Consider the following 11139-nt stretch of genomic DNA (forward strand, 5'->3'; position numbering starts at 1 on the left):
CTCAGCACTCGGTCCACCCCCCGGTCCGCGCCGAGGTCAGGACGGCCTCGCAGATGGCGGCGGCTCGGGCGCCGTCCGCGAACACAGGCAACCCGTCACGATGCTCGTCACGGAGCGCGGCGTAGGTGTCGGCGACGAAGGCGTCGAAGCAGTCATGGTAGCCCTGAGGGTGTCCGGCCGGGAGCGGCGAATACGGCTGGGCCGCCTCGGAAAGGATCGCCGGGTCGCGCAGGAGCGTCCGCGATCCGCTGCGGTCGCCGACCCAGAGAAGCTCGGGCTGCTCCTGGTCGAACGCGAGGCTCGCCTCGGTGCCTGAGATCTCCAGGAACAGGCGGTTCTTGCGGCCCGGGGAGACCTGGCTCGTGGCCAGCGTGCCGACGGCGCCGGAGGCGGTGCGGAACTGGACGGTCGCCACGTCCTCCGTCACGACGGGCGCGTTGGTCGCCCGACTGGACTGGACGATGGCGGTCTGCGCGCAGACGCTGACGATGCGGTCGGCGGTGACGAACTCCGCCAGGTCGCACCAGTGGGAGCCGATGTCGGCGAATGTCCGGCTGGGCCCGCCGAGCTCGGGGTCCACCCGCCAGTTGTCGTCGTCCGGGCGGAGCAGCCAATCCTGCAGATAGCTTCCCTGGATCAAGCTGATCCTGCCGATGTCACCGCGGGCGACCCGTTCCCGCGCCTCCCGCACCATGGCGTGGAAGCGGTACACGAATGGCACCGTCGCGACCAGTCCCGCCTCGGCCGCCCGGCCCGCCATGAGCGCGGCGGTCATCGCGTCGCCGGCCAGCGGTTTCTCGCAGACGACGGCCAGCCCGGCCGACAGTGCTTTTAGGACGAAGGGGGCGTGGAGATGGTTGGGGGTGCAGATATGCACCAGATCGATCTCGCCCGACTCGATGAGCTCGTCGGCGGAGGCGAAGACCCTGGCAGCACCCAGTCCGGCCTCCTGCGCCTTCTCTAATCGCGATCCGGCCACCCCGGCGATCGTTGCCCCGGCCATGCGCGCGGCGCGGGCATGCACCCGGCCCATGAAACCGGTGCCGACGATCCCTACACGCGGAGCATCATCCGGTTTCCGGCTTATGTCCTTCATGTTGCCGGATGCTAGATCGCACTTATGCCGACGGTCAAGCAAAAGTTGAAGTGTAAATGGCATAACGGCGCATAAGGGATCATAGAAAGTGTGCATCTATCGACGAAATGGAGCGCTGTTGCCTGAGAGCATGCTGACCGGCACAAGCAGCCCGGCGGCCGGAGCGGGGGCTCTGCTCTCGCTCCTGCGCGACGGGCAGGCCCGCACCCGCGCTGAACTGGTCGAGCTCACCGGCCTGGCACGGTCCACGGTGTCCCTGCGCCTCGACGCCTTGCTGAGTCAGCGCTGGGTGGTGCCGGCCGACGACGTGATCTCCTCTGGCGGCCGTCCGGCGACGGCGTTCGCCTTCAACAAGAGTGCGCGGATCGTGCTCGCGGCTGACCTGGGTGCGACGCACGCCAGGCTCGCCGTGACCGACCTGGCGGCCACGATGCTGGCCGAGCAGGAAGTGGAGATGCCCATCGCCCGCGGTCCGGAGGCCGTGTTGACCTGGCTCGTGGACACCTTCTGCGAGCTCCTCACCGAGTGCGACTGCCGTCTCGCCGACGTGTGCGGAGTCGGCGTCGGCCTGCCGGGTCCCGTGGAGCATGACACCGGCAAGCCGGTCAACCCGCCGATCATGCCCGGCTGGGACGGTTTTCCGGTGCCCGACTGGCTCGGCGCTCGACTTGGTGTCCCTGTGCTGGTCGACAATGACGTGAACATGATGGCGCTGGGTGAATACTGGGCCGGGCGGTCCGGGGCCGAGCACCTCATCTACGTCAAGATCGGCACCGGCATCGGCTGTGGCATCATCAGCGGCCGCAGCCTGCACCGCGGTGCGCAAGGCGCGGCGGGGGACATCGGCCACATCCGGGTGCCCTCGTCCGAGGAGAACGTGGTGTGCCGCTGTGGCAACGTCGGCTGCCTGGAGGCCGTGGCGGGCGGCGCGGCGCTGGCCGCACGCCTGCACGCGGCGGGCCACGAGACCGCCGACAGTCGCGACGTCGTGCGCCTGGTGCGTGCGGGCAACACCGAGGCCATCCAGCTGGTCCGGCAGGCAGGGCGGGAGGTCGGCGTCGTCCTGGCCTCCATTGTGAACTTCTTCAACCCGGCCGTGATCTTGATCGGCGGTGACCTCGCAGGAGCGGGCGAGCACCTGCTCGCCGGGCTTCGAGAGGTGATTTACAGCAGGTCCCTGCCCCTCGCCACCCAGCATCTGAGCATTCGTGTCAGCGAGCTCGGCGACCGGGCGGGGGTGGTCGGCGCGGCGGTGATGATGATCGAGCACATGTTGTCGCCGGAGGCCGTGGACCAGGCGTTGTCGGCCTGACGGCACCAGTTAGGGCGAGAGTCGGCAGACTTATGCTTGACCGTCGATAAAAGGGCTCTTACGATCCGCGTAATCCCATACCGGTATGTCAACTCCATACCGGTATATGCGGAATGAACAGGAGCTCCTATGCGCAAGGTCGGTGTCTGGTTCATCGGAGCACGCGGATCCGTGGCGACCACCGCGACCATCGGTGCCGCCGCAGTCAGGGCGGGCGCTTTACCGGCCCAGGGATGCGTCACCGAGTCTCCGGACTTTCCCGGAGGTCTGGTTCCGATCGCCGGCTTGCTCTTCGGCGGCCACGACATCACTGAAGTCCCCTTACGGAAGCGCGCCGAACAGCTGAGCAAGGCGGGAGTGGTGCCGGCGGGCCTGCCCGGACTGCTCGACCAGGATCTCGACGCCGCCGACGCGGAGATCAGACCGGGTCATGTCCCCGGCGACAACACCCAGGCGACAGCCGCGGCCCGCCTGGCCGACGACATCGCCGACTTCCGCGATCGGCACCGGCTCGCCCGGGTGGTCGTTGTCAACGTCTCATCGACCGAGCCTCCCGCCGCCCCACGCCCGGAGTTCCAGAGTCTGGCCGACCTCGAAGAGCGGCTCGCCGCGGGCGATGAGGTGCTGCCGACGAGCTCCCTCTACGCCTACGCCGCGTTTCGCGCCGGCTGCGGCTACGTGGAGTTCACCCCGTCGACCGGGCCTGTCCTGCCGGCCTTGGCCGAGCTCGCGGAGCTGCGGGCCGTCCCGTATGCCGGGCGCGACGGGAAGACCGGCGAGACCCTGGTCAAGAGCGCCCTCGCACCCATGTTCGCGCAGAGGTCGCTGCGGGTCCGCTCGTGGTCCGGGCTCAACCTGCTCGGCGGGGGAGACGGCGCCACCCTCGCCGACCCGGCCGCCCGATCGAGCAAGGCGCTCTCGAAGGACCGTGCCGTCGCCGGGATCCTCGGCACGCCCGTCGAAGGAGAGACGCACATTGACTACGTCGAGGATCTCGGGGAGTGGAAGACCGCCTGGGATCATGTGACCTTCGAGGGCTTCCTCGGCGTGCGCATGAGCCTCCAGTTCACCTGGCAGGGTTGCGACTCGGCGCTCGCCGCGCCGCTCGTCCTGGATCTGGCCCGGCTGGTGGCTCGCGCGCACGAGCGCGGGCGGTACGGCGTGCTGGCAGACCTCGGCTTCTTCTTCAAGGACCCGCTGGGCACGGACGAGCATGCGCTCGCCGCCCAGTACTCCCGGCTGCGCGCGTTCGCCGCGGACCTGGCCGGGGATGCCTCGTGAAGGCGCTGCTCGAACTGGTCCGGGCTCCCGCCGCGCTGTCGGTGCCGGGGGACATGATGGCCGGGGCCGCCGCCGCAGGGCGGAGCTCTGCGCCTGGCCTAGCCCTCACCTCGGTGCTCATCTACTGGGCGGGCATGGCGCTGAACGACTGGGCCGACCGCGAGGCCGACGCCGTCGAACGGCCGGAGCGCCCCATCCCCTCGGGCCGGGTACGCCCGGGCACCGCGCTCGGCATCGCGGCCGGGCTGACCGGCGCGGGTCTGATCGTCGCCGCGGCGTCCGGCGGTCGCCGCGCCCTGGGAGTGGCCGGGTTACTGGCCGGTGCCGTGTGGGCGTACGACCTGGGACTCAAACGGACCCCGCTGGGACCGGCCACGATGGCGAGTTGCCGCGCACTGGACGTGCTGCTCGGCGCGGGCCCACAGGTCAGGGCCGCCGCCCCGATGGCGTTGGCGATCGGCGCCCACACCTACGGGATCAGCATCCTCGGCAGAGCCGAAGTGACCGGGGCGACGGTGAAGACAGTGCGCGGCGCGCTCGCCGCCAGTACCGCTGCGGCAGGGCTGGCGGCCGGGTCCTGCCTGTGTAACAGTTCCTCTTCGAAGGACGCCGCCGCGCGGGCGAGCGCCGCACTTCTCCTCGCCGGCCATCTCACCGCGACCATCCCGGCCCAGGCCGGGTTACGCGCCCGCCCCGATCCCGAGCAGGTACGCAAGGCCGTCCGGGCGAGCATCCTCGGCCTGATCCCCCTGCAGGCGGCGGCGGTCGCGGGCAGCGGACGGCTGGCGGCCGCGGGTGCGTTACTCGGCGCGCTGCCCGCGGGCAGGTGGCTCGCGGCCCGGATGGCCACGTCATGACCCGGATCGGCGTGAAAGCTCCGGCCCTGAACTGGGCCTATTGCACCAACGGATTTTCCGGCCATCGACTCCACGAGGCTCTCGTCATCCTGTCCGAGCTGGGCTACACGGGTGCCGCCATCGCCGCGTCGGATTCCTCAACCAGGCTGTGCGGATCGCCGCCGACCTGGGCGCTCCCGTGGTGCACCTGTGGAGCGGGATCAAGCCCGAGGACCTGCAAGAGGAAGCGGCGTGGGCCCGGCTGGCGCGCCAGTGCGAAGGGCTCCTCGCCACGGCCGACCGCCTCGGCGTCATGCTCGGGTTCGAGCCCGAACCCGGAATGCTCGTGGAAGACCTGGCCGGATTCGAGCGGCTGCATGCCATGCTCGGCGGCCACCCCCGCTTCGGGCTCACCCTCGACGTCGGGCACTGCCGCTGCCTGGAGCGGGACGATCCGCCCGCCGCCAGCTAGGGCTCGCACTCGATCGGGGACCTCAGGTCAAGTATTCGGGGAATGGGGAGAAGCTCATTTTTCGATTGCTGCCCGGGTTTCCTTGTGAGGCTGGGCCGGCCGCAACCGGATCAGTCGTTGCTTCCGACGCAATAGATCTCGACGTTCTCGGGTTGCCCGGCGAAAATCATCGCGTGGACGTCTTTCCATCACCTGGCACTTCGACTCCGGCGGAGCAGCGCCTTCTCGGCCTCCAGCGACGGAGAGCCGGCAGCTGAGTCTCCATATTCGGGTGTCCTGGGCGGGCAGGGCCCGGGTACGTTCGATGAGATGTTCTGGCCACCGCGCACGAACTGCTCGCGCGAGGAGCGGCCGCCGAGGCGCTCGCCGTGCTGGAGGAGGCGATCGTGATGGTGCGGTAGGCCCGTCGCGCCGTCTTGCTCAAGCCGGTCGACGGCGCCCGGCTCGCATCGTTCGACTTCGACGGCTATCTCGCGGAGCTCCACTGCCGCCGGGCGAGGGTGCGCCTCGCGGACGATGAACTGGACGCCGCCCACTGCGACCTGTCCACCGCCTGTCTACTCGTTCCCCGGCATGAGCTGGCCGGGCCGCTCCTCGTGGAGGCCTACGAGCGGATGGGGCGGATCGAGCTGCGATTCCCCGGCTGAGCCGCATGTACCGTGCCGACTCCAGACTGGGGCTGGCGATGTTGTCGCTGGTTGCGAACGCGTATGCAAGCGCTGTCTCGGCGGCCACGGTCGCGCCGGCGTTCGCCGCGTTGCGCGAGCGCGATCCCGAGGGGCTGTCGCCGCCCTCGGCCGGTGGCAGGAGACCACCTATGATGACGCCCCGCCGGATCCCGCGGCACTGGAGGCCTGTCTGGATTCGGCACGGACTTCCCGCTGAGTGACTCGAATTCGACACTGAACCCGATCTTGGCCTGTTCCGGCTTGTCATCGTAGGCGCTGAGCCGCCGTCCCTCCGAATAGGGTCCGAATTCACCCGGACGCGCAGCTGAGCCCTTCCTCCCGACGGACGAAGGGCTCTGCGCTGGAAGCGATTCGAGTTCTCGAGCCCACAGGGGAGCGTGGAAAGACGGCGAACTGGCCGCCATCCACGGAATCGAGAACGTCAGCAGCTTCCGTGTTCAACATCACATAGAGGGTATGGCTGGCGTTCAACCATCTCCTGCTGATTCCCACCCCAGTGACCCGTCCGATGAGGACCAATGACGAAGTGATGCTCTCGGCCACATCAACGGGACCCAGCGCTCCTGGATGTGGTGAAGCGTTTCCAGTGACCGGGCAGGATTGGTTCAGATCAGGGTCCTGGCGAAGGTGGTGCGATTGGTCGACTCCCGCTCCACCAGCGTGGGTGCGATCAACTGCTTCAGCGGGCGGGCGCTCCGGCCGCCCGCGATCTCCTCGAGCAGCAGGTCGACCGCGATGTCGCCGACTTCCTCGGCGGGCAGCCGGACAGTGGTCAGCGGTGGCGACAGGAACGCGGAGAAGGGGTAATCGCCGAAACCGATCACCATCATGTCGTCCGGCACCTTGAGCCCGCACTCCTCCAGGGCACGGTACAGGCCGAGCGCGAAGTAGTCGTTGCCGACCACGACCGCGTCCGGCAGCCTGGCCCGGCGCAACATCCGGCGCGCCACCTGGTAGGCCTGCTGTGGCTGCCATGGCAGGGCGGCCTGCTCGTGCCGGCGGGTGGGCACCCGCATGATGCTGCCGCGCGGCACGGACAGGCCGGCCTCGGCCATGGCCCGGCGGAAGCCGGCGATCCGGTCGGAGATGGTGGTGATCGGCAGGTCCTCCTCCAGCACCACGATCGAGCGGGCGCCACGGGAGATCGCGTGCGCGGTGGCGTGGTAGCCGCCGAGCTCGTTGTCGGTGCCGACAAAGCGGTAACCCAGATCAGGCAGGTCCCGGTTGAGCAGCACGGTGGGCACACCGACCGTGCCGAGCCGCCGCCACGGATCGGCGCTCGCCTGAACCGGGACGACTATCGACCCACTCACCGAGGATCGCAGCAGCGACTCCACGGCGCGCGTCTCGTACTCCTCCGATTCGCCGGTCACCATCAGCAACAGCGAATAACCGTGATTCCGGGCGCGCAACTCGATGCTGGAGATCAGCTGCGCGTAGAACGGGTTGGACGGGTTGGTGATGACCAGGCCGAAGGTCATCGCGGAGCCCAGGACAAGAGACCTGGCCACCGAGTTCGGCACGTAGCCGACCCGCTCCGCCTCGGCGCGGACCAGTGCCCTGGTCTTCTCCCCGATGCCGTCCTTTCCAGAGAGGGCACGCGAGACGGTGTTGACCGACAGGTTCAACGTCGCGGCGATGTCCCGCAAGGTGTGACGCCGAGGCCCAGCCATCCGAGTGCTCCTCTCTCGCTCGCTCCCGGTAACAACTTTTGGCCGCTCCTCAGCTCTTGACAGTGAGATAGATCCGCAGTTTCGCTGACGGACTATTGCCCGCCACTGTGCCACGCAACCGCAGCCATTGGCCGAACTGACCGACCGGCCAGGTCACCAGGCCGGGGCCGGTGACGACATGCTCGTGGCCGTCGAGGTCGCACCAGGTCAGGCCGTCCGGCGAGATCTGCGTGACCAGCCGTACCGTGAGGTCGTCGCCGGACGCCGCAAGGGTGTGCACGAAGAAGCGCGCCTCGCCGGCCCACGCCACCTCGTACGGTTCCGTAGCGAAGTCGGAAACGAACGTCGTGTCCCGCTCGAGGACCGCCGTCTGCACCTGCCGCATAACGTCACCACTCCGTGGAAATGAGAACCGAATCGAGGAACAGGAAGTTACGGACCGTCGAGTGGGTCCGCACCGAGAAGTAGAAGTTCAGCAGATTCTCCAGCGAGTCGTAGCGCTCCTTGTACGGCGGGACCGGCACCGCGGACATGTCCATGATCCGATCGTTGACCTGCAGCTCGACGTTACGCCTGGCGCCCGTGTCGATGACCCAGCGCAGGTAGTGCCAGTTGACCTTCGTGGGCACCTCGTTGTAGCAGAGTTCCTGGGGCTCGCCGAACGGATGCCAGTCCTTCGGGTCGGGTGCGGTGAAGTCGGCCCCGTAGGCCAGCTTGACCTTGCCCTCGAGGTGCTCACGCGGCGTCGGTTCCGGCACGATCGGGTACACCCACTGCCGGGACAGCTTGTTGTCCAGCGTGGTGTTCAGGTAGCGGGCCACCGTGTGGTAGCGCAGACCGCCGTCGCCGCACAGGTCGGTCGCCACGGTGAAGCAGCCGAACTGCGCCTCTGACGGGTGCAGGTTGCCGTCCCAGGTGACGTCTCCGAACTGGTCACCCGCGCTGCCGTCGATGGTCGCCTCGGCCTTGAAGGTGAAGTAGGCCTCGATCTGCAGCAGGCCGCGCCCGCTCATGGTGAGCCGCCGGATGGCGGTGGCGGTGTGCCCCTGGTAGGCCCGGGTGGCCAGCTTGAGCGCATACGACCCGGTCATGGCGCCATGGGAACCGATATCGAAGAACGAGCAGTTCGAGAGCTGCGGCGGGCGGAAGTCACGCATGTGATCATCAACTGTGGAGAGATCGCCATTGCCGTTGTAATTGCCCAGCAGTTCGGTCCAGCCGTGGGTGCCGGAGTTGAAGTCGTCGTAGGTCAGAATACGCCGAAGCGGCGAAAATTTCGACAACCTCGGGTCTGCCGACAAAATGGCGGCGCGAAGTTCTGCGGCCAGGTCGGGCCGCTCCGTCGTGGTCATGCCGAATGCTCCTGAAAAGGGTTTAGGCAATGCCGATTGGCGAATGTCTACGCCAGCTGATCGACCGGAGTATGTCATACGGTCGCAGCCGAACATTAACGTTAATGTTCAGCGACCGTCAACCCCCAAGGTAGCTACCGCCGTCGGTCCCGGGCGTCGTGGCGTGCCGTGCCGGCATGCTGTTTTCACTGGTCAGGCGCACTGAAATCGCGCCCGCCCAGCAGGAGATGTCGGCCAGACCCTTGACGATCAGGGCCCGCCGACCTAGCATCAGCCGGGCAATCGAATTAACGTTAATGTTCCAGGCAGTTAACACGTCGCTCCGACAGCGGCCGACGGCTCGCCTTCGCCTGCGGATCACCTCCGAGACCGGCTCACCTCCAAGACCGGCCGGTTCGGATGCCGGCCCGTCTCCAACACCAAAGCCCCCAGCACCAAGCCGTCACCGCCAGACGCTTACGGCGTCATGGCTCAACCTGGAGTTGCCTGTCGATGCTGAAACGGGATGCCGACCGACAGCGATCGGACCGGCCATGACCGCGTACCTCTTCCGCCGCACGCTGTTCGCCGTCTTCGTGTTGTGGGGCGCCGTAACCGTTGTGTTCCTGGTGCTCCGATTGGTTCCCGGCGATCCGGCCCAGCTCATTCTCGGCTCCGATGCCACCCAGGATGAGATCGCGCGGCTGCGCGAGCAGATGGGCCTGAACCGCCCGCTGGTGGTGCAGTACGGGATCTATCTCGGCGATGTGGTCCGGTTTGATTTCGGCGATTCCTACCGCTACCACAGTGACGCCATGGGCCTGGTGCTGGACAGGTTCCCGCTCACCCTCCAGCTCGCCGTCGTGGCGATGGTCATCGGCCTGGTGGTCGGGATCTCACTCGGCGTGGTCGGCGCGCTGCGGGTGAACCGCCTGGCCGACCGCGTGGTCTCGGTGTTCGCGCTGCTCTCGCAGTCCATGCCGTCGTTCTGGATCGGGATCATGTTGATCCTGGTGTTCGCCAGGCAGCTGCACTGGCTGGCCAGCGGGGGTCACGGTGGACTCGACCGGCTGATCCTGCCGGGGATCACCCTCGCCCTGCCACTGATCGCGATCCTGACCCGGCTGACCCGTAGCGGCCTGCTCGACGTCGTGCATGAGAACTACATCCAGACCGCGCGGGCCAAGGGCCTGTCCGAGCGGTTGGTCATCTTCCTGCACGCCATCCGCAACGCGCTCATCCCGATCGTGACGGTGGCCGGCATCGAGTTCGGCAAGCTGCTCGGCAGCGCGGTCATCGTCGAGACGGTCTTCTCCTGGCCCGGCATGGGGCGGCTGCTCATCGACTCCATCTCGGCCCGTGACTACAACGTGGTGCAGGGCGCGATCCTGCTGATCGCCGGCGGATTCGTCCTGATCAACCTGGTCGTGGACGTCCTGTACGGCTACCTCGACCCGCGCATTCGGCTGGGACGGTGACCATGGACAGGCCAACTGAGCAACTGCTGCCACAGAACGACAGCAAAGCGGCCGACAACCCGACGCCCAGCGACCCCCCAGTGGCAGGCAGGACACGGGTCAAGATCGGGCGGCTGCGCATCATCGCCTCGTTGTCGGTGATCGCCCTTTACGTGGTCGCCGCGGTGATCGGGCCGATCCTGCTCAAGTACGACCCGGTCGCCACCGACCTCGGCTCCCGGCTGAAGCCGCCCGGCACCTTGTTGCCGAGCGGGCACACCGCCATCTTCGGCACCGACCAGGTCGGTCAGGACGTGCTCGCCCAGATGCTGCAGGGCGCGCGGGTGTCGATAACCGTCGGTTTGGCGACCCTGGTGCTGGCCGGTGTCATCGGCGTCGCCGCCGGCATCGCCGCCGGGTACTTCGGCGGCTGGCTGGACACGGTGCTCATGCGGCTGGCGGACGTCCAGCTCACCTTCCCGTCGATCCTGCTGGCCATCTTCATCGCGTCGATCCTCGGGCCCAGCGTGGTGAACGTCGTCATCGTCCTTTCCATCTCCAACTGGGTGACGTTCGCCCGGGTCACCCGCAGCCAGGTGCTCGGGCTCAAGAGCCGGGAGTTCGTCGACGCCACCCGTACCCTCGGCGCACGGACCTGGCACCTGGTGACCCGCAGCATCCTGCCGTCCATGATCGCGCCGATCCTGGTGGTCGCGACCGTGGAGTTGGGGCACGTGATCCTGGCCGAGGCGTCCTTGAGCTTCCTCGGCCTCGGCACCCCGGCCAGCACGCCGAGCTGGGGCATGACCATCGCCAACGGCCGGGACTACCTGTCCAACGCCTGGTGGATCTCCACGATCCCCGGCATCGGCCTGGCCATCCTGGTGATCGGCTTCGGCGTGCTGGGTGACGCGCTGCGCGACCGGTTCGATCCGCGGCTGAGGAGCATGTGATGGACGACCCACTGTTGTCGGTGCAGGACCTGACGGTAC

General features: G+C 67.9%; 11 protein-coding genes. 7 read left to right on the forward strand and 4 right to left on the reverse strand.

Annotated elements, in window-relative coordinates:
* Position 1: 1 nt before the first annotated feature.
* Positions 2–1096, reverse strand: a complete 1095-nt coding sequence (locus ABZS69_RS46465; RefSeq protein WP_355384793.1) for a Gfo/Idh/MocA family oxidoreductase — start codon at positions 1094–1096, stop codon at positions 2–4.
* Between the two features lie 130 nt (positions 1097–1226).
* On the opposite strand from ABZS69_RS46465, the gene ABZS69_RS46470 reads away from it, so the two are divergent.
* The 5 genes from ABZS69_RS46470 to ABZS69_RS46490 all read left to right on the forward strand — a co-directional run bounded on the left by ABZS69_RS46470 (position 1227) and on the right by ABZS69_RS46490 (position 5644).
* The gene (locus tag ABZS69_RS46470) at positions 1227–2408 is read left to right on the forward strand and encodes an ROK family protein (protein ID WP_355384796.1); all 1182 of its coding nucleotides are present in this window, start codon (positions 1227–1229) and stop codon (positions 2406–2408) included.
* Between the two features lie 129 nt (positions 2409–2537).
* Positions 2538–3689: an inositol-3-phosphate synthase gene (locus ABZS69_RS46475; protein WP_355384799.1), complete on the forward strand. Its 1152-nt coding sequence runs from the start codon at positions 2538–2540 to the stop codon at positions 3687–3689.
* Complete coding sequence (locus tag ABZS69_RS46480) at positions 3686–4546, forward strand: SCO3242 family prenyltransferase (RefSeq protein ID WP_355384802.1); 861 nt, start codon at positions 3686–3688, stop codon at positions 4544–4546. Before ABZS69_RS46475 ends, ABZS69_RS46480 begins: the two co-directional genes overlap by 4 nt.
* Positions 4485–4997 (forward strand): TIM barrel protein, encoded by a 513-nt coding sequence (locus ABZS69_RS46485; RefSeq protein WP_355384805.1) that lies wholly within the window; start codon positions 4485–4487, stop codon positions 4995–4997. The genes ABZS69_RS46480 and ABZS69_RS46485 overlap by 62 nt, the downstream gene beginning before the upstream one ends.
* A gap of 416 nt (positions 4998–5413) precedes the next feature.
* Positions 5414–5644 carry a hypothetical protein gene (locus ABZS69_RS46490; RefSeq protein ID WP_355384808.1) on the forward strand — a complete coding sequence of 77 codons (231 nt, stop codon included), beginning with the start codon at positions 5414–5416 and terminating at the stop codon, positions 5642–5644.
* 647 nt (positions 5645–6291) lie between these two features.
* Here ABZS69_RS46490 and ABZS69_RS46495 read toward each other — a convergent pair.
* From ABZS69_RS46495 to ABZS69_RS46505, 3 genes are read right to left on the reverse strand one after another with little or no spacing between them, the layout of a single operon-like run.
* Positions 6292–7359, reverse strand: a complete 1068-nt coding sequence (locus tag ABZS69_RS46495) for a LacI family DNA-binding transcriptional regulator (RefSeq protein WP_355384811.1) — start codon at positions 7357–7359, stop codon at positions 6292–6294.
* 49 nt (positions 7360–7408) lie between these two features.
* Entirely contained in the window at positions 7409–7744 is a 336-nt protein-coding gene (locus tag ABZS69_RS46500; protein WP_355384814.1) for a hypothetical protein, read from the reverse strand.
* A 4-nt stretch (positions 7745–7748) separates the two neighbouring features.
* The gene (locus ABZS69_RS46505) at positions 7749–8807 is read right to left on the reverse strand and encodes a DUF6772 family protein (protein ID WP_355384817.1); all 1059 of its coding nucleotides are present in this window, start codon (positions 8805–8807) and stop codon (positions 7749–7751) included.
* 437 nt (positions 8808–9244) lie between these two features.
* Here ABZS69_RS46505 and nikB point away from each other — a divergent pair, with 437 nt between their 5' ends.
* Positions 9245–10168, forward strand: a complete 924-nt coding sequence (nikB, locus tag ABZS69_RS46510) for a nickel ABC transporter permease (RefSeq protein ID WP_355384820.1) — start codon at positions 9245–9247, stop codon at positions 10166–10168.
* Between the two features lie 2 nt (positions 10169–10170).
* Entirely contained in the window at positions 10171–11100 is a 930-nt protein-coding gene (locus ABZS69_RS46515; RefSeq protein ID WP_355384823.1) for an ABC transporter permease, read from the forward strand.
* The last annotated feature ends 39 nt before the right edge of the window (positions 11101–11139 follow it).

Origin of the sequence: Nonomuraea sp. NPDC005650 (assembly GCF_040605375.1) — a bacterium.
Classification (GTDB): Bacteria; Actinomycetota; Actinomycetes; order Streptosporangiales; family Streptosporangiaceae; genus Nonomuraea.

Excerpts from the sequence above, each read along its gene's own strand:
- ABZS69_RS46465 (WP_355384793.1), bottom strand. The coding sequence starts at position 1,096 with ATGAAGGACATAAGCCGGAAACCGGATGATGCTCCGCGTGTAGGGATC.
- ABZS69_RS46470 (WP_355384796.1), top strand. The coding sequence starts at position 1,227 with ATGCTGACCGGCACAAGCAGCCCGGCGGCCGGAGCGGGGGCTCTGCTC.
- ABZS69_RS46475 (WP_355384799.1), top strand. The coding sequence starts at position 2,538 with ATGCGCAAGGTCGGTGTCTGGTTCATCGGAGCACGCGGATCCGTGGCG.
- ABZS69_RS46495 (WP_355384811.1), bottom strand. The coding sequence starts at position 7,359 with ATGGCTGGGCCTCGGCGTCACACCTTGCGGGACATCGCCGCGACGTTG.
- ABZS69_RS46500 (WP_355384814.1), bottom strand. The coding sequence starts at position 7,744 with ATGCGGCAGGTGCAGACGGCGGTCCTCGAGCGGGACACGACGTTCGTT.
- ABZS69_RS46505 (WP_355384817.1), bottom strand. The coding sequence starts at position 8,807 with ATGTTCGGCTGCGACCGTATGACATACTCCGGTCGATCAGCTGGCGTA.
- nikB (WP_355384820.1), top strand. The coding sequence starts at position 9,245 with ATGACCGCGTACCTCTTCCGCCGCACGCTGTTCGCCGTCTTCGTGTTG.
- ABZS69_RS46515 (WP_355384823.1), top strand. The coding sequence starts at position 10,171 with ATGGACAGGCCAACTGAGCAACTGCTGCCACAGAACGACAGCAAAGCG.